This window comes from Acidovorax sp. KPB24-03 (assembly GCF_057546605.1).
The window spans coordinates 1-20,610 of record NZ_BAAJYR010000020.1; the positions used below are offsets into that span (position 1 = coordinate 1).

At 66.5% G+C, this 20,610-nt stretch carries 24 protein-coding genes; 16 read left to right on the forward strand and 8 right to left on the reverse strand.

What is annotated here, in order from left to right; all coding sequences use genetic code 11:
- Positions 1 to 489 (forward strand): DesA/ISL3 alpha bundle tail domain-containing protein (locus AC27KI_RS05160; protein WP_487112894.1); only part of this gene is annotated, 489 nt, incomplete at its 5' end.
- A gap of 64 nt (positions 490 to 553) precedes the next feature.
- Here the strand turns inward: AC27KI_RS05160 and AC27KI_RS05165 are convergent.
- Positions 554 to 973, reverse strand: a complete 420-nt coding sequence (locus AC27KI_RS05165) for a hypothetical protein (protein ID WP_487090071.1) — start codon at positions 971 to 973, stop codon at positions 554 to 556.
- Positions 974 to 1,193: 220 nt separating this feature from the next.
- Between AC27KI_RS05165 and AC27KI_RS05170 the strand changes: the two genes are divergently transcribed.
- Positions 1,194 to 2,699, forward strand: a complete 1,506-nt coding sequence (locus AC27KI_RS05170; protein ID WP_317354739.1) for an aminotransferase-like domain-containing protein — start codon at positions 1,194 to 1,196, stop codon at positions 2,697 to 2,699.
- Between the two features lie 123 nt (positions 2,700 to 2,822).
- Here the strand turns inward: AC27KI_RS05170 and rpmG are convergent, their stop codons facing one another.
- From rpmG to trxB, 3 genes are all read right to left on the reverse strand, one after another.
- The gene (gene rpmG, locus AC27KI_RS05175; RefSeq protein WP_008904999.1) at positions 2,823 to 2,993 is read right to left on the reverse strand and encodes a 50S ribosomal protein L33; all 171 of its coding nucleotides are present in this window, start codon (positions 2,991 to 2,993) and stop codon (positions 2,823 to 2,825) included.
- An 11-nt stretch (positions 2,994 to 3,004) separates the two neighbouring features.
- Complete coding sequence (rpmB, locus tag AC27KI_RS05180) at positions 3,005 to 3,238, reverse strand: 50S ribosomal protein L28 (RefSeq protein WP_087496789.1); 234 nt, start codon at positions 3,236 to 3,238, stop codon at positions 3,005 to 3,007.
- Positions 3,239 to 3,431: 193 nt separating this feature from the next.
- Entirely contained in the window at positions 3,432 to 4,391 is a 960-nt protein-coding gene (trxB, locus tag AC27KI_RS05185) for a thioredoxin-disulfide reductase (protein ID WP_272564625.1), read from the reverse strand.
- 225 nt (positions 4,392 to 4,616) lie between these two features.
- Here trxB and AC27KI_RS05190 point away from each other — a divergent pair, with 225 nt between their 5' ends.
- Both AC27KI_RS05190 and lolA read left to right on the forward strand, forming a co-directional pair.
- Entirely contained in the window at positions 4,617 to 6,959 is a 2,343-nt protein-coding gene (locus AC27KI_RS05190; protein ID WP_284429075.1) for a DNA translocase FtsK, read from the forward strand.
- A 49-nt stretch (positions 6,960 to 7,008) separates the two neighbouring features.
- Positions 7,009 to 7,641, forward strand: coding sequence for an outer membrane lipoprotein periplasmic chaperone LolA (lolA, locus tag AC27KI_RS05195; RefSeq protein WP_272564623.1), 633 nt, complete (start codon positions 7,009 to 7,011; stop codon positions 7,639 to 7,641).
- Between the two features lie 110 nt (positions 7,642 to 7,751).
- On the opposite strand, the gene AC27KI_RS05200 is transcribed toward lolA, so the two are convergent.
- Positions 7,752 to 8,108 (reverse strand): DUF1304 domain-containing protein, encoded by a 357-nt coding sequence (locus tag AC27KI_RS05200; RefSeq protein ID WP_487112897.1) that lies wholly within the window; start codon positions 8,106 to 8,108, stop codon positions 7,752 to 7,754.
- Positions 8,109 to 8,375: 267 nt separating this feature from the next.
- Between AC27KI_RS05200 and AC27KI_RS05205 the strand changes: the two genes are divergently transcribed.
- The 5 genes from AC27KI_RS05205 to AC27KI_RS05225 all read left to right on the forward strand — a co-directional run bounded on the left by AC27KI_RS05205 (position 8,376) and on the right by AC27KI_RS05225 (position 13,612).
- Positions 8,376 to 9,680 carry a replication-associated recombination protein A gene (locus AC27KI_RS05205; RefSeq protein ID WP_487112899.1) on the forward strand — a complete coding sequence of 435 codons (1,305 nt, stop codon included), beginning with the start codon at positions 8,376 to 8,378 and terminating at the stop codon, positions 9,678 to 9,680.
- Between the two features lie 376 nt (positions 9,681 to 10,056).
- Positions 10,057 to 10,986 carry a branched-chain amino acid ABC transporter permease gene (locus AC27KI_RS05210; RefSeq protein WP_272564621.1) on the forward strand — a complete coding sequence of 310 codons (930 nt, stop codon included), beginning with the start codon at positions 10,057 to 10,059 and terminating at the stop codon, positions 10,984 to 10,986.
- Between the two features lie 13 nt (positions 10,987 to 10,999).
- A complete protein-coding gene (locus tag AC27KI_RS05215; RefSeq protein ID WP_487112901.1) occupies positions 11,000 to 12,079 on the forward strand; it encodes an ABC transporter permease subunit in 1,080 nt (359 codons plus the stop codon).
- A gap of 19 nt (positions 12,080 to 12,098) precedes the next feature.
- On the forward strand, positions 12,099 to 12,881 hold the full coding sequence (locus tag AC27KI_RS05220) for an ABC transporter ATP-binding protein (RefSeq protein WP_272548690.1): 783 nt from the start codon (positions 12,099 to 12,101) through the stop codon (positions 12,879 to 12,881).
- A 2-nt stretch (positions 12,882 to 12,883) separates the two neighbouring features.
- Positions 12,884 to 13,612 carry an ABC transporter ATP-binding protein gene (locus tag AC27KI_RS05225; RefSeq protein ID WP_272564618.1) on the forward strand — a complete coding sequence of 243 codons (729 nt, stop codon included), beginning with the start codon at positions 12,884 to 12,886 and terminating at the stop codon, positions 13,610 to 13,612.
- Positions 13,613 to 13,756: 144 nt separating this feature from the next.
- On the opposite strand, the gene AC27KI_RS05230 is transcribed toward AC27KI_RS05225, so the two are convergent.
- Positions 13,757 to 14,356 carry an outer membrane beta-barrel protein gene (locus AC27KI_RS05230; protein WP_284395121.1) on the reverse strand — a complete coding sequence of 200 codons (600 nt, stop codon included), beginning with the start codon at positions 14,354 to 14,356 and terminating at the stop codon, positions 13,757 to 13,759.
- Positions 14,357 to 14,639: 283 nt separating this feature from the next.
- On the opposite strand from AC27KI_RS05230, the gene AC27KI_RS05235 reads away from it, so the two are divergent.
- A complete protein-coding gene (locus AC27KI_RS05235) occupies positions 14,640 to 15,287 on the forward strand; it encodes a DUF47 domain-containing protein (RefSeq protein ID WP_092740846.1) in 648 nt (215 codons plus the stop codon).
- A gap of 36 nt (positions 15,288 to 15,323) precedes the next feature.
- The gene (locus tag AC27KI_RS05240; protein ID WP_272564616.1) at positions 15,324 to 16,334 is read left to right on the forward strand and encodes an inorganic phosphate transporter; all 1,011 of its coding nucleotides are present in this window, start codon (positions 15,324 to 15,326) and stop codon (positions 16,332 to 16,334) included.
- Between the two features lie 88 nt (positions 16,335 to 16,422).
- Here the strand turns inward: AC27KI_RS05240 and AC27KI_RS05245 are convergent, their stop codons facing one another.
- Complete coding sequence (locus AC27KI_RS05245; RefSeq protein WP_272564615.1) at positions 16,423 to 16,869, reverse strand: TM2 domain-containing protein; 447 nt, start codon at positions 16,867 to 16,869, stop codon at positions 16,423 to 16,425.
- Positions 16,870 to 16,876: 7 nt separating this feature from the next.
- Positions 16,877 to 17,398, reverse strand: a complete 522-nt coding sequence (locus AC27KI_RS05250; RefSeq protein WP_317354784.1) for a GNAT family N-acetyltransferase — start codon at positions 17,396 to 17,398, stop codon at positions 16,877 to 16,879.
- Positions 17,399 to 17,522: 124 nt separating this feature from the next.
- On the opposite strand from AC27KI_RS05250, the gene rpsP reads away from it, so the two are divergent.
- From rpsP to AC27KI_RS05275, 5 genes are all read left to right on the forward strand, one after another.
- A complete protein-coding gene (gene rpsP, locus AC27KI_RS05255; protein ID WP_272564613.1) occupies positions 17,523 to 17,774 on the forward strand; it encodes a 30S ribosomal protein S16 in 252 nt (83 codons plus the stop codon).
- An 86-nt stretch (positions 17,775 to 17,860) separates the two neighbouring features.
- Entirely contained in the window at positions 17,861 to 18,433 is a 573-nt protein-coding gene (gene rimM / locus AC27KI_RS05260; RefSeq protein ID WP_284395110.1) for a ribosome maturation factor RimM, read from the forward strand.
- Between the two features lie 70 nt (positions 18,434 to 18,503).
- Entirely contained in the window at positions 18,504 to 19,271 is a 768-nt protein-coding gene (trmD, locus tag AC27KI_RS05265; protein WP_487089391.1) for a tRNA (guanosine(37)-N1)-methyltransferase TrmD, read from the forward strand.
- Positions 19,272 to 19,383: 112 nt separating this feature from the next.
- The gene (rplS, locus tag AC27KI_RS05270; RefSeq protein WP_272548681.1) at positions 19,384 to 19,770 is read left to right on the forward strand and encodes a 50S ribosomal protein L19; all 387 of its coding nucleotides are present in this window, start codon (positions 19,384 to 19,386) and stop codon (positions 19,768 to 19,770) included.
- A gap of 122 nt (positions 19,771 to 19,892) precedes the next feature.
- Positions 19,893 to 20,591 carry a CoA pyrophosphatase gene (locus tag AC27KI_RS05275; RefSeq protein ID WP_487089390.1) on the forward strand — a complete coding sequence of 233 codons (699 nt, stop codon included), beginning with the start codon at positions 19,893 to 19,895 and terminating at the stop codon, positions 20,589 to 20,591.
- The last annotated feature ends 19 nt before the right edge of the window (positions 20,592 to 20,610 follow it).

Here is a 20,610-nt window from a genome sequence, read left to right on the forward strand (position 1 = left end):
TGGATGTACATCTCCCTGATGCGCGCCGTCGGCTGGGCCACCGTCAAGAAGGTGCCGCCCAAGCTGCGCCTGGGCGCCGTGAAGCCGGTGGCCGACGAGCACACGCTGGAGGCGCTGATCGCCAACCGCTACGAAGTGATGGCCGGCTACGCCCGCGGCGTGCGCCAGGCCTGCCGCGAGGAGCTGGCGGCGCTCAAGGCGCGCAAGGCCGACGTCTCCGTGCTGCGCGCCGCGCGCCGCTGGGCCCACCGTGATGCCGAGAAGGTGCCCGCCCGCGCCAAGCCGCACCTGGCCCAGGCCCGCGCCGCCCATCCGGTGCTCGACAAGATGATGACCATGCGCGAAGAACTGCGCCAGCTGTGGCTGAACACGTCGCAGTCGCGTGAGCAGCTCACGGCCGACCTGCAGGGCTGGTGCCACCGCGCCGAGGAAAGCGGCGTGGCGGCCCTGCGCGAGTTTTCGCTGCGGCTGCGCGCGGCGCAGGTCTGACCCTCAGGGACTGCCGGGTCGGCAACGCTTCGGCGTCCCAGGGCCGACCCGTGTCGGCTGCGGCTCAGTGCGCTGCGCCGACCTCGCCGGACGCCCGCGCTCCGCTGGCTGCGGCAGCATGCCACCGGGCCTTCATCCATCCCCAGGCCTGCGCCAGGGCGCCGGGCTGCGGCACCGCTTCGATCAAGACAGCGCGCACCGGCCAGCGGCCCGGGTTACCCAGGCGCACCCAGGTGGTGGGCGCACCGCTGTCCTGGGTGAGCGCCTGCCCGGCCACCAGCGTCTGCTGGCCCACATGCAGCACCTGCCCGCAGACCAGCGGGCCGAATCCCAGGGCGATGTCGCCCTCCAGCGCCCGGAGCGTGCTGGCGGGGGGCAGGCAGGCCAGCACGTGCTGCCCCGGCTCGATGTCCAGAACAAGGCGCAGGGCAGGGGGGGCGGTGGTGGCAGTGGCAGTGGCGGTCGGGCGGGTGGCTTGCGTCATGGCGGACTCCTTCGATGAGGGCTCCAGCGTAAGAAAAGCCGGCCTTTTGGGGCAGGTACAAGCGCCACCGGCGGCAGGTAGAACAGCCGCGATCGACAGGGGGCTGTTATGGTTCGCCATGTTCCATCCTGTATCTGTTCCGGTGCGCGGTGCCGGGGCATGATGGGATTCCCGCTTGCCGCGCGCGGGGCCTGGCGCGCGGGTTCTTCCGATGCCTGCCATGTCCCGCCCTGCCGATCCCCGAGAGACCACCCCCCTGTACCGCCAGCTGGCGGCCCTGTACGAGCAGGCGATCGCCGCCGGCAGTTTGCAGCCGGGCATGCGCATGCCGTCGGTGCGCGAGCTGTGCCAGCGCCACCAGGTGAGCCTGACGACCGCGCTGCAGGTGCTGCGGCACCTCGAATCCCAGGGAAGCGTGGAGGCCCGCGAGCGCGTGGGCTACTTCGTGCGCGAGCCCGGCGGCATGGCGCTGCCCGGCGCGCGCGAGCCCGAATTGCTGGAGCCGCTGCCAGACGACCCGAGCGTTTTCGCCGGCATCAACGAGCGCATCTCCATGTTCCTGGAAAAGGCGCGCCGCGCCGGCCGGGTGCCGCTGGACCTGGGCAGCGCCATGCCGGCGCCCAGCCTGTTCGATGCCCGGGCGCTGAACCGGCTGGCGCAAAGCCTGCTGCGCGAGCAGCCCGACATCCTCGTCTACGGACCCTCGGCGCCCACCACCCACGTGGAGTTCCAGCAGGCGATGGCCCGCCATGCGCTGACGTTCGGGGTGTGCCTGGCGCCCTCCGACATCGGCGCCACCCATGGCAACTCGGAGGCGGTCACCCTGGCGCTGGACGCCATCGCCGAGCCGGGCGACGTGATCGCGGTGGAGTCGCCGACGTTCTTCGGCATCCTGCAGGCCATCCAGGTGCGCGGCCTGAAGGCGCTGGAGATTCCCTGCAGCCCGCACACCGGCATTTCGCTGGAGGCGCTGGAACTGGCGGCGCGCAACGAGCCGCGCTTGAAGGGCGTGGTGGTGGTGCCCCACCTGCAGATGCCGCAGGGCAGCGTGATGCCCGATGCGCACAAGGAACGCCTGGTGGCGCTGTGCGTGGAATACGGGCTGGCACTCGTCGAGGACGACATCTACCGCGAGTTCGTCGAGTCGCCCCGCGCGCTGCGGCCCGCCAAGGCCTGGGACAAGGTGGGCGATGCCGGGCAGGTGATCTATTGCGCCTCGCTCAGCAAGAGCTTCGCGCCCGGCCTGCGCCAGGGCTGGATGAGCGCCGGGCGCTGGCAGGCCCGGGTGCAGATGCTCAAGTTCGCCCGCACGCGCAACATGCAGACCTGGTCCCAGTTGCTGGCCGCGCGCAGCGTGGACTCACCAGCGTACGAGCGCCACATGCGCCGCATGCGCACCCAGTTGCGTGTGCAGCGGGAGCATTCGGCGCGCGCGGTGGCGCGGTACTTTCCGGTGGGCACGCGGCTGAGTTTGCCGCCGGGCGGGATCAGCCTGTGGCTGGAGCTGCCCCCCGACATTTCCACCACGCGCCTGTACGACCAGGCCCTGCAGTGCGGCATCCGCATCGCGCCGGGCCCGATGTTCTCCAACACCGGGCGCTACGAAAACTTCCTGCGCCTGAGCTGCGGCATGCCGTTCACGCCCGAGGTGGAGGAGGCCTACCGCACGCTGGGCACGCTCATGGCCCAGCAGCGCGCCGAGCCGGCACTGCGCCGCGCGGCCTGACGCGCCCGCTGCCGAGGCAGGCGCCGATAAGCAACACACCGGCCAGCGAACATGCATGGCGCGGCGGGCATAAAAAAAACCGCCCGGGGTGCCTGGCGGTTTTTGAAGGGGCCTGAGGCTGAATTACTTCAGCTTCATTTCCTTGTATTCGACGTGCTTGCGAGCTTTTGGATCAAATTTCATGATCAGCATCTTCTCGGGCATCGTCTTCTTGTTCTTGGTGGTGGTGTAGAAGTGGCCGGTACCCGCAGTGGATTCCAGCTTGATCTTGTCGCGTCCGCCTTTGCTTGCCATGGTGCTTCTCCTTAAGCTTGGCCACGTGCACGCAGGTCTGCGAGCACGGAGTCAATACCGTTCTTGTCGATCAAACGCAGGCCGGCGTTGGAGATGCGCAGGCGCACCCAGCGGTTTTCGCTCTCGACCCAGAAACGGCGGTATTGCAGGTTCGGCAGGAACCGGCGCTTGGTTTTGTTGTTGGCGTGGGAAACATTGTTCCCGACCATCGGGCCCTTGCCCGTGACTTCACATACGCGTGCCATGAGGACACTCCAATGTTTTCAACGGCCTTCGAGCGGGTGCCCTGCGGATCGCCAGCGAAGAACGCTTTGGATCGCAAGGCCTGCCGTCGGCCTCACCTCGCCAGTTCAGGGTGGCGGTAACCCGATTGCCGTGTCCAGGATGGCGCAAAGCCCGCCCAATTTCAGCAAAGCCGCGGATTATAGCCCGCTTTGTTCAGATGACGCCATCCTGCTCGAGAAAGCGCTGCGCATCCAGCGCGGCCATGCAGCCCGTGCCTGCGCTGGTGATGGCCTGGCGGTACACATGGTCCTGCACATCGCCTGCGGCGAAGATGCCCGGCACGCTGGTCTGCGTGGCGAAGCCCTTGAGCCCGCCCTGCGTGACGATGTAGCCGTTCTCCATGGTCAGCTGGCCTTCGAAGATGGCGGTGTTGGGCGAGTGGCCGATGGCGATGAAGCAGCCCTGCAGCGCGATGTCCTCGGTGCGGCCGTCCACCGTGCTCTTGACGCGGATGCCCGTCACGCCGCCGTCGTTGCCCAGCACCTCGTCCAGCGTGTGGAACAATTTCAATTCGATCTTGCCGGCCGCCACCTTCTCGTTGAGCTTGTCCACCAGGATGGGCTCGGCCTTGAACCGGTCGCGGCGGTGCACCAGCGTGACCTTGCGAGCGATATTGGACAGGTACAGCGCCTCTTCCACGGCGGTGTTGCCGCCGCCGACCACGCACACGTCCTGCTCGCGGTAGAAGAAGCCGTCGCAGGTGGCGCAGCCCGACACGCCGCGGCCCATGAAGGCCTCCTCGGACGGCAGGCCCAGGTACTTGGCCGAGGCGCCGGTCGCCAGGATGAGCGCGTCGCAGGTGTAGGTGCCGCTGTCGCCCTTGAGCGTGAACGGCCGCTGGCTGAAGTCCACCTGGTTGATGTGATCGAACACGATCTGCGTCTTGAAGCGCTCGGCATGCTCCAGGAAGCGCTGCATCAGGTCGGGGCCCTGCACGCCGTGCACGTCCGCCGGCCAGTTGTCCACTTCCGTCGTGGTCATCAGCTGGCCGCCCTGGGCGATGCCCGTGATGAGCACAGGGCTCAGGTTGGCGCGCGCTGCGTACACGGCGGCGGTGTAGCCGGCGGGGCCGGAGCCGAGGATCAGGACTTTGGCGTGTTGCGTGTTGGACATGGGAGGAAGGTAAATGTTTGTATGCGCCCGCGGCCGGGCTGGATGGGCAGATGGGACCGCAGCCGCGGAGTATCAACCCGCCGCCACCGGTGGATGGCGCCGCTTTTTCAATCGCGCCCATTGTAAGAAGCGATGAAAAGCCGGGCGCTCCACCGGGGCGCTCGGTGCCGCGACCGGCGCAAAAACCGCGCAATGCGCATGGGGTAAGCTTGGCCGCGCACGTTTATGACCTACTCCCTCAATACCCTCAATGCCTCCGCAGGCAAGTCGCCGCCCCGCAGCGGGGCCGCACGTTTCGGCCACGAGATCAGCCTGGTGCTCGGTCTCGTGGCCCTGGTTTTCTGGCTGCTGGCGTTGGCGACCTATTCGGGGCAGGACGCCGCCTGGTCCACCTCGGGCGTGGGCGACGGCCGGCTGATGGCCAACTGGGCCGGCCGCTTCGGTGCCTGGCTGGCCGACAGCAGCTATTTTGCGCTGGGCTTTTCGGTCTGGTGGTGCGTGGCCGCGGCGGTGCGGGCCTGGCTGTCTTCCCTGGCGCGCTGGATGCGGGGCGGCGAAGACGCCGGCGCCAATGCGCACAGCCCGATGGTGCGGCGCGCGATGTTCTGGGGCGGCCTCATCGTGTTGATGGCGGCCAGCACCGGGCTGGAGTGGTCGCGCCTGTACCGGCTGGAGTCCCTGTTGCCCGGCCATGCGGGCGGTGCGATCGGCTATCTCACCGGGCCTGCGGGCGTGAAGTGGCTGGGGTTCACCGGCTCGGGCCTGGTGGGCGTGATCCTGGTGGTGCTGGGCGCGGCGCTGGTGTTCCGCTTCTCCTGGGGCCACGTGGCCGAGCGGCTGGGCGGGCGCATCGATGCGCTGGTGCAGCTGGGTCGGGCCAAGCGCGAGAAGGCCAAGGACGTGGCCGTGGGCAAGCGCGCCGCGCGCGAACGCGAAGAAGTGGTGCTGGAGGAGCGCCACGAGGTCGAGCAGCACCATCCGCAGCCGGTGCAGATCATCGAGCCGGTGCTGTCCGACGTGCCCCAGAGCGCCCGCGTGGTGAAGGAACGCCAAAAGCCCCTGTTCACCGACATGCCCGACAGCCGCCTGCCGCAGGTCGATCTGCTGGACGGCCCGCCCGCGCAGCGCCAGGAGACGGTCTCTCCTGAAACCCTGGAGATGACCAGCCGCCTCATCGAGAAGAAGCTCAAGGATTTCGGCGTGGAAGTGCGCGTGGTTGCCGCCATGCCGGGCCCGGTCATCACCCGCTACGAGATCGAGCCCGCCACTGGCGTGAAAGGCTCGCAGATCGTGGGCCTGGCCAAGGACCTGGCGCGCTCGCTGTCGCTGGTCTCCATCCGCGTGATCGAGACGATCCCGGGCAAGAACTTCATGGCGCTGGAGCTGCCCAACGCCAAGCGGCAGTCGATCCGGCTGTCCGAGATCCTCGGCTCGCACGTCTACCACGAGGGCAAGAGCATGCTCACCATGGGCCTGGGCAAGGACATCGTGGGCAACCCCGTGGTGGCCGACCTGGCCAAGATGCCGCACGTGCTGGTGGCCGGCACCACCGGCTCGGGCAAGTCGGTGGGGATCAACGCCATGATCCTCTCGCTGCTCTACAAGGCCGAGGCGCGCGATGTGCGCCTGCTGATGATCGACCCCAAGATGCTGGAAATGTCGGTGTACGAAGGCATTCCGCACCTGCTGGCGCCCGTGGTCACCGACATGAAGCAGGCCGCCCACGGCCTGAACTGGTGCGTGGCCGAGATGGAGCGCCGCTACAAGCTCATGAGCAAGCTGGGCGTGCGCAACCTGGCCGGCTACAACGTGAAGATCGACGAGGCCAAGGCGCGCGAGGAGTTCATCTACAACCCGTTCAGCCTCACGCCCGAAGAGCCCGAGCCGCTGCAGCGCCTGCCGCACATCGTGGTGGTGATCGACGAGCTGGCCGACCTGATGATGGTGGTCGGCAAGAAGATCGAAGAGCTGATCGCCCGCCTGGCGCAAAAAGCGCGCGCGGCCGGCATCCACCTCATCCTGGCCACGCAGCGCCCCAGCGTGGACGTGATCACCGGGCTGATCAAGGCCAACATTCCGACGCGCATCGCCTTCCAGGTGAGCAGCAAGATCGACAGCCGCACCATCCTGGACCAGATGGGCGCCGAGGCCCTGCTGGGCATGGGCGACATGCTCTACATGGCCAGCGGCACCGGCCTGCCCGTGCGCGTGCACGGCGCCTTCGTGTCCGACGAAGAGGTGCACCGCGTGGTGAGCTACCTCAAGAGCCAGGGCGAACCCGACTACATCGAGGGCGTGCTGGAGGGCGGCACGGTCGATGGCGACGACGGCCCGCTGGGCGACGGGGACGGAGGCAGCGGCGAGAAGGACCCCATGTACGACCAGGCCGTGGAAGTGGTGCTCAAGGACCGCAAGGCCAGCATTTCGTATGTGCAGCGCAAGCTGCGCATCGGCTACAACCGCTCCGCCCGCCTGCTCGAAGACATGGAGAAGGCGGGCCTCGTGAGCGGCCTCACCACCAGCGGCCAGCGCGAAGTGCTGGTGCCTGCCCGCGGCGGCGGCGAATGAGCCGGCGGCCCTGGAAAAGCCGGCACCCGGCCTCAGATACCGAGAACCCATGAAAAAAATCATCCTCACCGCCCTGATCGCGGCCGCAGCCCAGTGCGCCAGCGCCGACGGCCTCAAAAGCCTCGAGTCCTTCATGAAGGGTGCGGCCGCCGGCCGTGCCGATTTCACGCAGACCGTCACCGCCCCCCCGAAGGACGGCGAGGCGGCGCGGACCAAGACGTCCAGCGGCACCTTCGAATTCCAGCGCCCCGGGCGTTTTCGATTCACCTACCAAAAGCCGTTCGAGCAGACCATCGTGGCCGACGGCAAGACGCTGTGGCTCTACGACGCCGATCTGAACCAGGTCACCCAGCGCGCGCAGGCCCAGGCCCTGGGCACCACGCCGGCAGCGCTGCTGGCCTCGGCGCCCGACCTGCAGGCGCTGCGCGCCGACTTCGCTCTGGAGTCGCAGCCCGAGCAGGACGGACTGCAGTGGGTGCTGGCCACGCCGAAGGCCAAGGACGGGCAGCTCAAGAGCGTGCGCGTGGGCTTCCAGGGCGAACGGCTCGCGGCGCTCGACATCCTGGACAGCTTCGGCCAGCGCTCGGCCATCCGCTTCACCAACGTGCAGTCGAGCGCCTCGCTGCCGGCCTCGACGTTCGACTTCAAGCCGCCAGCGGGCGCGGACGTGGTCAAGCAGTGACCGGCTGAAAGTCTTTTTGCTATTGTATTTGTAGCGTAATGCCCTAGTACTGATTGCGCTGGCGGCCATTTTGATACATGGCATGCGCCCTGGCGCCGCAGCGCGCCGGATCAGGCCAGCAGCACCAGGGCCAGGCCCACGGCGGCCGGAATGGCCTGGATGAACAGGATCTTGCGGGACGCCGTGGCACCGCCGAACACGCCGGCCACCAGCACGCACAGCAGGAAGAACACCTTCACGCCCAGGCCGGCCCCGCCCAGCCACAGGCCCCAGAACAGGCCCGCCGCGAGGAAGCCGTTGTAGAGCCCCTGGTTGGCCGCCAGCACCTTGGTGGCGGCGGCCCGTTCCGCGCTCTGCCCGAAGGCGCGCAGGCCAGCGGGCTTGTCCCACAGGAACATCTCCAGCACCAGGATGTAGACGTGGAGCAGGGCGATCAGGGCGACGACGGCATTGGCGGCGATGGACATGGGGGATCTCCTCCTTGGGTTTTCGAATCGAAACGGGCGCCGCGGCATTGTGCGGGAAATTCCCGCAGGCCCAGGGGGGCGAAGCGCCCCGCAGGGGGACGGAGAATAATCGGGCGTCGCAGGGCCGTGCCGCCTGCCTGCCTGCATGCCTACCTGCCGAGCGTCCTCCCGCGTCACCCGGTGCCTGGCCCGCTGGCGTTGGCCCTGGGTCTTTTGCTCCCTCCGCGTTCATTTATTCACTGAGCCTACCCATTGACCCCCAAGCCCATGGCCGATCTCTTTTCCTCCGCCCCCACCGCGCCGCTCGCGGAGGCCCTGCGCCCGGCCAGCCTGGACGAGGTCATTGGCCAGTCGCACCTGATCGGTGCAGGCCGGCCGCTGCGGCTGGCGTTCGAGTCGGGCAAGCCGCATTCGATGATCCTCTGGGGTCCGCCCGGCGTGGGCAAGACCACGCTGGCGCGGCTCACGGCGAGCGCGTTCGGCTATGAGTTCATCGCCCTGTCGGCGGTGTTCTCGGGCGTGAAGGAAATCCGCGCCTCCATGGAGCAGGCCGAACACAACCTGGCGCTGGGCAAGAAGACCATCCTGTTCGTTGACGAGATCCACCGCTTCAACAAGAGCCAGCAGGACGGCCTGCTGCCGTTCGTGGAGTCGGGCCTGGTGACCTTCGTGGGCGCGACCACCGAGAACCCGTCGTTCGAGGTCAATTCGGCGCTGCTCTCGCGTGCCCAGGTGTATGTGCTTCAGGTGCTGACCGACGACGAATTGAAGCAGCTCGTGCGCCGGGCGCAGGACAAGGTGCTCATCCACCTGCAGCTGGACGACGCGGCGGTGGACACGCTCGTGGGCTATGCCGACGGCGATGCGCGGCGCCTGCTCAACCTGGTCGAGCAGACCGACACCGCCGCGCGCGCCGCCGGGGTGCAGCAGGTGGACGCCGCTTTCCTGGAAAGCGCGCTCACCCTCAACGCGCGCCGCTTCGACAAGGGCGGCGACAACTTCTACGACCAGATCTCGGCGCTGCACAAATCCGTGCGCGGATCGCACCCCGACGCGGCGCTGTACTGGCTCAGCCGCATGCTGGATGGGGGAGCGGATGCGAAATACCTCGCGCGCCGCATCGTGCGCATGGCCTGGGAGGACATCGGCCTGGCCGATCCGCGCGCCATGCAGATCGCCAACGACGCGGCGCTCACCTACGAGCGCCTGGGCTCGCCCGAGGGCGAACTGGCGCTGGCCCAGGCCGTGATCTACCTGGCGGTGGCGCCCAAGAGCAACGCTGGCTACATGGCCTACAACCAGGCCAAGGCGTTCATCAAGAAGGACAAGTCGCGCGAGGTGCCCAACCACCTGCGCAACGCGCCCACCAAGCTGATGAAGGAACTGGGCCACGGCAAGGCCTACCGCTACGCCCACGACGAGCCCGGCGGCTACGCGGCGGGCGAGACCTACCTGCCCGAGGACATGCCCGAGCCCGGTTGGTACCAGCCGGTGCCTCGCGGGCTGGAGGCCAAGATCGCCGACAAGCTGGCCCAGTTGCGCCAGCTGGACCAGGACGCGGCCAAGGATTGAGGGGGAAGGGGAGGGCGCTGCGAGGCTGCGCCCCCCCCGGTCCCTCACCGGGCAGCATCTCCGCCCGGCCCACCGGCCGCCCCCTCGGGCGGGGTGGTCAGCGGCTGCTGAACCGTATAAGCCACCCGGGCCAATCCCTCGGCTGCATCACCCCGGCTAATGGTGACGTCGCCCCGCTGATGGCGCCCGAGTCCAAGGGAAAACCCCGCCAAACGTGCTAAAGGCGCACGGTTTCGACTGGCTACAATCCCGTCCACCAAACCCGCACAGCTTTGCTCCTGGCGGGTTTTTTGCTAGGTGGCATTGGGGGCTCACAAGGCACTGCCGATCTTGGCTTGCGAAGTGCGCGCGTTACAAACACGAAGGACTTTTTTTTATGGACATCTTGCTGCAGCAGATCATCAACGGTCTGGTTCTCGGCAGCATGTACGCCTTGATAGCCTTGGGCTACACGATGGTGTACGGCATTATTCAGCTGATTAATTTTGCCCATGGGGAAGTGCTGATGATCGGCGCTCTCACCAGTTGGAGTTGCATTGGCCTGATGCAAGAGGCCATGCCCGGGGCTCCGGGCTGGATCATCCTTCTTCTGGCCACCCTGATCGCCTGCGTCGTCGCCGCGGCGCTGAACTTCGTCATCGAGAAGGTCGCCTACAAGCCGCTGCGCAGCAGTCCGCGCCTGGCGCCCCTGATCACCGCCATCGGGATGTCGATCCTGCTGCAGACGCTGGCCATGATCATCTGGAAGCCGAACTACAAGCCGTATCCCACCCTGCTGCCCACGACCCCGTTCCAGGTCGGCGGCGCGGTGATCACCTCCACCCAGGTGCTGATCCTGAGCGTGACGGTGGTCGCACTGGCTTCGCTGGTGTATCTGGTGAACTACACCAAGCTCGGCCGCGCCATGCGCGCCACCGCGGAAAACCCCCGCGTGGCCTCCCTGATGGGCGTGAAACCCGACATGGTGATCTCGGCGACCTTCATCATCGGCGCCATCCTGGCGGCCATCGCCGGCATCATGTATGCCTCCAACTACGGCACCGCGCAGCACACCATGGGCTTCCTGCCCGGTCTGAAGGCATTCACGGCTGCGGTGTTCGGCGGCATCGGCAACCTGGCCGGCGCGGTGGTGGGCGGCATCCTGCTCGGCCTGATCGAGGCCATCGGCTCGGGCTACATCGGCACCCTCACAGGCGGCCTGCTGGGCAGCCACTACACCGACATCTTTGCATTCATCGTGCTCATCATCATCCTCACGCTGCGCCCCTCGGGCCTGCTGGGCGAGCGTGTGGCCGATCGCGCCTGAGGAACCCATTGTCATGAAGCAAAACAAAACCGCACAGTGGATCGTCGGCGGCATCGCGCTGCTGCTGCTTCCTTTCATGCTGCAGTACTTCGGCAACGCCTGGGTGCGCATCGCCGACCTGGCGCTGCTCTACGTGCTGCTGGCCCTGGGCCTGAACATCGTGGTGGGCTACGCCGGCCTGCTGGACCTGGGTTACGTGGCGTTCTACGCCGTCGGCGCCTACCTGTTCGCGCTGATGGCATCGCCCCACCTGTCGGAGACCTTCGCGTCGTTCGCGGCCATGTTCCCTAACGGGCTGCACACGTCGCTGTGGCTGGTCATACCGTTCGCGGCGCTGGTGGCCGCGATCTTCGGGGCGGTGCTCGGGGCTCCCACGCTCAAGCTGCGCGGGGACTACCTGGCCATCGTGACGCTGGGCTTCGGCGAGATCATCCGCATCTTCCTGAACAACCTGGACCACCCCGTCAACCTGACCAACGGCCCCAAGGGCATCGGGCAGATCGATTCGGTGAAGGTGTTCGGGCTCGACCTGGGCAAGCGCCTGGAGGTGTTCGGGTTCGACATCTCGTCGGTCACGCTGTATTACTACCTGTTCCTGGTGCTGGTGGTGCTGAGCGTCATCATCTGCTATCGCCTGCAGGACTCGCGCATCGGCCGTGCCTGGATGGCCATCCGCGAAGACGAGATCGCCGCCAAGGCCATGGGCATCAACACCCGCAACATGAAGCTGCTGGCCTTCGGCATGGGCGCTTCGTTCGGCGGCGTGTCCGGCGCCATGTTCGGTGCCTTCCAGGGCTTCGTGTCGCCCGAATCGTTCAGCCTGATGGAGTCGGTCATGATCGTCGCCATGGTGGTGCTGGGCGGCATCGGCCACATCCCCGGCGTGATCCTGGGCGCCGTGCTCCTGTCGGCCCTGCCGGAAGTGCTGCGCTACGTGGCCGGTCCGCTGCAGGCCATGACGGACGGCCGCCTCGACTCCGCCATCCTGCGCCAGCTGCTGATCGCGCTGGCCATGATCATCATCATGCTGCTGCGTCCCCGCGGCCTGTGGCCCGCGCCCGACCATGGCAAGAGCCTGACGCAAAAGACCTGAACAGCACTGAAAGTTAGAAATGGCAGAGAAATCCAACGATGTGGTGCTGAAGGTCGCCGGCATTTCCAAGCGCTTCGGCGGCTTGCAAGCCCTGTCCGACGTCGGCATCACCATTGAACGGGGTCAGGTCTACGGCCTGATCGGTCCCAACGGCGCCGGCAAGACCACGTTCTTCAACGTGATCACCGGTCTTTACACGCCCGACAGCGGCAGCTTCGAGCTGGCAGGCAAGCCCTACCAGCCCACGGCCGTGCACGAAGTGGCCAAGGCGGGCATCGCCCGCACGTTCCAGAACATCCGCCTCTTCGCCGAAATGACGGCGCTGGAGAACGTGATGGTGGGGCGGCACATCCGCACCAAGTCGGGGCTGCTGGGCGCCGTGCTGCGCACCAAGGGCTTCAAGGAAGAAGAGGCCGCGATCGCCCGCCGGGCGCAGGAGCTGCTCGACTACGTGGGCATCGGCAAGTTCGCCGACTACAAGGCGCGCACCCTGAGCTACGGCGACCAGCGCCGCCTGGAGATCGCCCGCGCCCTGGCCACCGACCCGCAACTGATCGCGCTCGACGAGCCGGCCGCCGGCATGAACGCGACCGAGAAGGTGCAGCTGCGCGAGCTGATCGACCGCATCCGCAACGACAACCGCACCATCTTGCTCATCGAGCACGACGTGAAGCTGGTGATGGGCCTGTGCGACCGCGTCACGGTGCTCGACTACGGCAAGCAGATCGCCGAAGGCACGCCTGCCACCGTGCAGAAGAACGAAAAAGTGATTGAGGCCTACCTGGGCACCGGAGGACATTGAGAATGGCCGAAAAATCCAACAACGTGTTGCTCAAGGTCTCGGGCCTGAAGGTGGCATACGGCGGTATCCAGGCCGTGAAGGGTGTGGACTTCGAGGTGCGCGAGGGAGAGCTGGTGTCGCTGATCGGCTCCAACGGCGCCGGCAAGACGACCACCATGAAGGCCATCACGGGCACGCTGCCGTTCGCCGATGGCGACATCGAGTACCTGGGCAAGAGCATCCGGGGGCAGGGCGCCTGGGACCTGGTGAAGAAGGGTCTCGTGATGGTGCCGGAAGGCCGCGGCGTGTTCGCGCGCATGACCATCACCGAAAACCTGCAGATGGGCGCCTACATCCGCAACGACAAGGCCGGCATCGCGGCAGACATCGAGAAGATGTTCACCATCTTCCCGCGCCTGCGCGAGCGCAAGGACCAACTGGCCGGCACCATGTCGGGCGGCGAACAGCAAATGCTGGCCATGGGCCGCGCGCTGATGAGCCAGCCCAAGGTGCTGCTGCTGGACGAGCCCTCCATGGGCCTGTCGCCCATCATGGTGGACAAGATCTTCGAGGTGGTGCGCGACGTGTACGCCCTGGGCGTGACCATCGTCCTGGTGGAGCAGAACGCCAGCCGCGCGCTGGCACTGGCCGACCGGGGCTACGTGATGGAGTCGGGCCTCATCACCATGACGGGCCCCGGCCAGCAGCTGCTGAGCGATCCGCGCGTGCGGGCGGCTTACCTGGGCGAGTGAGCCCCCTGCACCGCTGCCTCCATGCGCTGCCAACCGGCGCATGAAGGCCGGCGTCTGGAATCGGGATGAATGCGCGCGAAGCGCACGAAAAAAGGGCCCTGCGAAGGGCCCTTTTCGTTGGGGGACGCGTGCGTACCCGCGCGCTCAGTAGCGGTACTGCACGCCCACCGTGGTCATGTCCACATCGGACTTGCCGTCGGCGAAGTTCAGGCGGTGGCGTTCCCATTCGACCACGGCCGCCCACTGCGGGTTGAACGCCCAGCGCACGCCAGCGCCATACGAGAGTCCGAAGCCGTTGTCATCGCCGGTCGTCACGCCGAAACCGGGGTTGCCCGAGGTCTTGGTGCGGCCGTAGGTGGTACCGACCTTGCCGAACACGTCGAACTGTTCGCTGAGCGGCAGGCGGCCGACCAGGCTGAGGTTCAGGCCCTGCGCCTTGGTCTCGCCGCCCACGCGGGTGGCGTTGCCGAAGTTCAGATAACCGAACTCGATGCCGAAGTTCTGGTTGAAATAGCCGCCGGTGTAGATTTTCCAGGCGGTGTCGTTGTCGTCGAACGCGAAGCCGCCCGTGCCGCTCCGCAGATCGTATTTGGACTGGCCGCCGCTCAGGCCGACGTAGCCTTGCTGCGTGCTGGGAATGAACGAGTCGCGGTTGGAGGCGCGATTGGCCGTCTGCGCGTGGGCGGTGACGGCACCGAACGCAAGCGCGAGAACGCACGGAAGAACGCGAAGCGTGTGTTTCATGGGGAAATCCTTTGGCATGGCGATGAAAGAGGCGGTTGCGTCTGAAAGAGGGCGGATCAAAGACTGCCGATTCAATGTAAGCCGCGCCTCGCCAGGGTCATGTGGGCAGCGCGGCGCGATGTTTGTAGGAGTTGCCTGACACGCCCGCCGCCGCCCGTCGGCACACGATGGGCCGGAGTGCATGCAAACGGCGCGGTTAAACTCGCGCCTTTCGCAAAAGTGTCATCGTCCTGTCACATCCGTGGCGACCGTGGGCGATGGGTCCGTCTGTTCAGGAGTCCGCATGTTTTTTGGAAAGCTGTTGCCCCGCGAGGGCAATTTTTTCGAGATGTTCAATCAGCATGCTGACCGCATCGTCGAGGCCGCCCGCGCGTTTTCGCAGTTGGTGGCCAACTACAACGATCCCCACCTGCGCGACAAGTACAACCAGGACGTGGACAACGCGGAGCGCGCCGCCGACCGCGTGACCCACGAGGTCAACCGCTCGCTGCACAAGACCTTCATCACCCCCATCGACCGCGAACAGATCCATTCGCTCATCAACACGATGGACGACGTGGCCGACCTGATCCAGGACTCGGCCGAAACCATGGCGCTGTACGACGTGCGCCACATGACCGAAGAGATCACCCGCCTGACCGACATCAGCCTCAAGTGCTGCGAACGCGTGCGCGATGCGGTCAAGCTGCTGGAGAAGATCGCCGATCCGGCCGTGGCCGAAGCCGCGCTCAAGACCTGCGAGGAAATCGACCGCCTGGAGGGCGACGCCGACCGCGTGATGCGCAGCGCCATGAGCAAACTGTTCCGCGAAGAGCCCGACGTGCGCGAGGTGCTCAAGCTCAAGGCGATCTACGAACTGCTCGAGACGATCACGGACAAGTGCGAAGACGTGGCGAACCACATCGAGGGCATCATCCTCGAGAACTCCTGATCCCGGCCTGCCAGAAGAAATACAAGCTCTCTACGCATGGAAACCGTCCAAACCGCCCTGTGGGTCGTGATGCTGCTGGTGGCGCTGGCCATCCTGTTCGACTTCATGAACGGGTTTCACGACGCCGCCAACTCGATTGCCACCGTGGTCTCCACCGGGGTGCTCAAGCCGACGCAGGCCGTCCTCTTCGCCGCGTTCTTCAACGTCATCGCCATCTTCATCTTCCACCTGAGCGTGGCCGCCACCATCGGCAAGGGCATCGTGCAGCCCGGCGTGGTGGACACGCACGTGATCTTCGGGGCCCTGGTGGGCGCCATCACCTGGAACGTCATCACCTGGTACTACGGCATTCCGAGCAGCTCGTCGCACGCGCTGATCGGTGGCATCGTGGGCGCGGTCATCGCCAAGGCGGGCGCGGGGGCGCTGATCTCGGCCGGCATCCTGAAGACGGTGGCGTTCATCTTCGTCTCGCCGCTGCTCGGCTTTCTGCTGGGCTCGCTGATGATGGTGGCGGTGGCGTGGATCTTCCGCCGCGCGCGCCCGAACAAGGTGGACAAGTGGTTCCGCCGGCTGCAGCTGTTGTCCGCGGGCGCGTACAGCCTGGGCCATGGCGGCAACGATGCGCAAAAGACCATCGGCATCATCTGGCTGCTGCTGATCGCCACGGGCTACGCGTCGGCATCCGACGCCTCGCCGCCCACCTGGACCATCGTGTCGTGCTACCTGGCCATCGGCCTGGGCACCATGTTCGGCGGCTGGCGCATCGTCAAGACCATGGGCCAGCGAATCACCAAGCTCAAGCCCGTGGGCGGGTTCTGTGCCGAGACAGGCGGGGCGATGACGCTGTTCGTCGCCACGGCGCTGGGCATTCCGGTGTCCACCACCCACACCATCACGGGCGCCATCGTCGGCGTGGGCTCCACCCAGCGCGCCAGCGCCGTGCGCTGGGGCGTGGCGGGCAACATCGTCTGGGCGTGGATCCTGACGATTCCGGCCAGCGCGTTCGTGGCGGCCATCGCCTACTGGGTCAGCCTGCAGCTCTACTGATCACGATCCAGGGGATGTTTGCTATTATTTTTATAGCTTGCACCGCATGGTTTCCTAGGGCGTTGGGCACATTCAATGCCCAATGCCTTCACTGGGAGATCTTGCGGGCCTCTTCGATCTGGTATTCGAAGTAGCGCTGGAAGCTGAAGGCCAGGCTGGCCATCAGCACCGCCGTGCCCACCAGCAGCGACAGGGCGATGGCGAAGATCGTGAACCAGTGCGTGCGCCCCGGAGCGGCATCCGGTGCCGCGGCCGGGTTGAAGCGGGCGTTCCATTTCTCGGGCGTCATCAGTCCGTACAGGATGGCGCGCAATGCGCAGCCTGCAATGGTGAAGCCCAGCAGCGGGATGAGCAGCCAGCTGGCGTGGTCGTCCTGCCCCATCGCCTGCACGCGCTGGATGCCGTAGATGCCCAGCGCCGTGGGAATCGGCAGGAGCCAGCCCAGCATGTCCGACAGGCCGTGCAGATAGAAGCGGTGCAGCCCCAGGGGGCCGCCCACGAAGGCCAGCCAGGCGGCGACGGTCTTGTTTTTCATGAGGGGCTCATTCCGGCGACGTGGTGTCGCCCGCGCCCAGGGTCTTTTCCATCAGCACGATGTCACGCCAGGCGCCGAACTTCCAGCCCACCGAGCGCATCACGCCGATCTCGGTGAAGCCGGCAGCACGGTGCACCCCAATGGAGCCGGCATTGGCGGAATCGCCGATCACCGCGAGCAGCTTGCGCACCCCCGCCGCCTCCGCCTGCTGCGCCAGCGCATCGAGCAGCTTGCGGCCCAATCCCATGCCCCGGGCGGTGTCGGCGACATAGATGGAGTCTTCCGCCGAGAAGCGGTAGGCCGGGCGGGGCTTGAACCAGTTGGCGTAGGCGAAGCCGAGAACCTGGCCATCCTTTTCCGCCACGATGTAGGGCAGGCCCCGGGCCAGCACGTCGGCGCGGCGACCGGCCATGTCGGTTTCGGTCGGTGGGTCGACCTCAAAGGTGCCGGTGCCGTGCAGGACGTGGTGTTGGTAAATGGCGGTGATGGCAGCGATATCTTCGCTGCGGCTGTCGCGGATGGTGGGCATGTGGGGTGAAGTGGCTATAATCGCGGGCTTTGCAGCGTGTCGCTGGCCGGGTGGCCATGTCGCGTGTCTCAAACGCAGCAAAAAACCATGCAGCTTTACGCTGCGACCACCCGAAGGATTCATTATGGTCGTTATTCGACTCTCCCGCGGCGGCTCCAAAGGTCGTCCGTTTTTCAACATCGTCGTGGCCGACAAGCGTGTGCGCCGCGATGGCCGATTCATCGAGCGCCTGGGTTTCTACAACCCCACGGCCAAGGAAAGCGAAGAGGGTCTGCGCATTGCGCAAGACCGTCTGACCTACTGGAAGAGCGTCGGCGCCCAGTCGTCGCCCACCGTGGACCGTCTGATCAAGCAGGCCGCCAAGAAGGCTGCCTGATCCGCGTCCTCCGGACAAAAGGCGGGTCCCGTTGGTTTTTCTGACGGGCCCCGCCTTTTTTCATTTCCGAAACCCCGTTGCACACCATGCCCAATCTGCCCGTTCTTGAGCCTGCCGAATTGCCGTCCGATGCGGTGGAGATCGGCCGCATTGCCGATGCCTGGGGTGTGAAGGGCTGGTTCAAGGTGCTGCCTTACAGCGCCGATCCGGAAGCGCTGTTTTCCTCAAAGCGCTGGTTTCTGCAGCCCAGCGAAAAAGGCGCCAAGAGCTTCTTCGAAGGCACGGTGGTGCTGGCGGTGAAGCAGGCGCGGGAGCATTCCGATACGGTGGTCGCCACCGCCCAGGGCGTGGACGATCGCGATGCGGCCGAGGCGCTGCGCGGCGCGCGCATCTTCGTGCCCCGCTCGAGCTTTCCCACCGCCGCCGAGGACGAGTACTACTGGGTCGACCTGATCGGCCTGGCGGTCGTCAACCGCGAGGGCGTGGACCTCGGCACGGTGCGCGAGCTGCTCTCCACCGGCCCGCAGACCACGCTGGTGCTGGCCTACGAACACGAGGGCAAGGCGCAGGAGCGCATGATTCCCTTCGTCTCGGCCTTCGTCGACAAGGTGGAGCTGGCCGAGCGCCGCATCACGGTCGATTGGCAACCCGACTACTGATGGATCGATCGACCGATTGAAGGACGGGCCGCGTCGCCATTCCTGCTGCGGCCCTGGCCCCCTCTGCCCCATGCGTTTCGACGTCATCACCCTGTTTCCCGAGCTGTTCGCGCCGTTTCTGGCCAGCGGGGTGACGCGGCGCGCGTATGCGTCGGGTCAGGTCGAGGTGCGGCTGTGGAACCCGCGTGATCACGCCGAAGGCAACTACCGCCGGGTGGACGATCGGCCCTTTGGGGGCGGCCCCGGCATGGTGATGATGGCCGAGCCCTTGTCGCGGTGCCTGGCGGCCATCCGGGCCGACCGGGCCGAGGCGGCGGGGCAGGCGGCCCCGGTGGTGCTGTTTTCGCCGATCGGGCAGGTGCTCGATCACGCGGGCGTGACGCGCTGGTCCGGCAGCGCGGGCGCCATTTTGCTGTGCGGGCGGTATGAGGGCATCGACCAGCGCTTCATCGACGCGCACGTGCAGATGCAGCTCAGCCTGGGCGATTTCGTTCTGTCGGGCGGCGAGATCCCGGCCATGGCCCTGCTGGACGCCGTGGCACGCCTGCAGCCTGGCGTGCTGAACGATGAGGGGAGCCACCAGTTCGACAGCTTCAACGAGGCGCTCGACGGCTTGCTGGACTGCCCCCACTACACCCGGCCCGAAGAGTGGGAGGGGCTGCGGGTTCCTGCACCGCTGCTCTCCGGCCACCATGTGCAGATCGAGCGCTGGCGCCGGGATCAGCGCCTGTCGATCACCGCGCAGCACCGTCCCGAGCTCATCGACGCGGCGCGCACACAGGGGCTTTTGGGCAAGGCGGACGAGGCCGTTTTGGCAAAGGACGGCAAGTTGCTATAATCGCGGGCTTTTCGATCCTCTGGCCGGCCGCTTTCGCCTTTGCTGCGAAAGCACCCCACGTCAATCCCGACGCTTGCCAATCTTGGCGCGGACATGATCGTTGGATGCAAACATGAATCTGATCCAGACTCTCGAGCAGGAAGAAATTGCCCGCTTGAACAAGACCATTCCCGAATTCGCCCCTGGCGACACGGTCATCGTGAGCGTGAACGTGGTGGAAGGTACCCGCAAGCGCGTGCAGGCCTACGAAGGCGTGGTGATTGCCAAGCGCAATCGCGGCCTGAACAGCGGCTTCACGGTGCGCAAGATCTCCAGCGGCGAAGGCGTGGAGCGTACGTTCCAGACGTACAGCCCCCTGATCGCCAACATCGAAGTCAAGCGCCGTGGCGACGTGCGCCGTGCCAAGCTGTACTACCTGCGTGAACGCAGCGGCAAGTCGGCACGTATCAAGGAAAAGCTGCCTTCGCGTGTCAAGGCCGCGCCGGTCGCAGCCGCATAAGGCGCCTTGCGCACTGCCCCGAAGCCGCTACAGCGCAAGCCGTAGCGGCTTTTTCTTTGGCCGCTTGGCCGACCAGGCCCACTCCAATGACGCCGCCAGATTCTTCGCCTCCTTCACCTTCCATGCCTTCGGTGATCGCTCCGCTGTCTTCGCTGCCGCAGTTCGATCCGCGCCGCGTGCCCGTGCTGGGGGTGGACGCCCATCTCCCCCGCGTTCCTGCTGCGGCGCAAACGGCGCAAGCGCTGCGGCTGCGCTTTGCCTCGGCGCCGGCGTGGCTGCCAGAGGTCGTGCATGAGCGTGCCTTCACCGACCGGCCGTTGCGCCATGCCGCCGTGCTGATACCGATCGTGATGCGCGAACGCGCGACGGTGCTGCTCACCGAGCGCACCGTGCACCTGTCCACGCACTCCGGCCAGGTGGCCTTTCCCGGCGGCAGCGCCGACCCGGAAGATGCCAACCCTGCCGCCACGGCGCTGCGCGAGGCCTGGGAGGAGGTCGGCCTGGAGGGGCGGTATGTGGAGGTGCTGGGGGAACTGGCCACGTACAGGACGGGCACCGGGTTCAGCATCACCCCGGTGGTCGCTCTGGTGGAGCCCGATTGCACGCTGAATCCCAATGCCTACGAAGTGGCGGACGTGTTCGAGGTCCCGCTGGACTACCTGCTCGATCCGTCGCACCACCGGCGCCATGCGTTCGAATGGGAAGGGGTCACCCGCGAATGGTTTTCCATGCCCTATGAGGATGCCGCCGGCAAGACGCACTTCATCTGGGGCGCGACCGCGGGCATGCTGCGCAATTTCTACCGTTTCATGCTGGCCTGACATCGGGTGATCTTTCCGG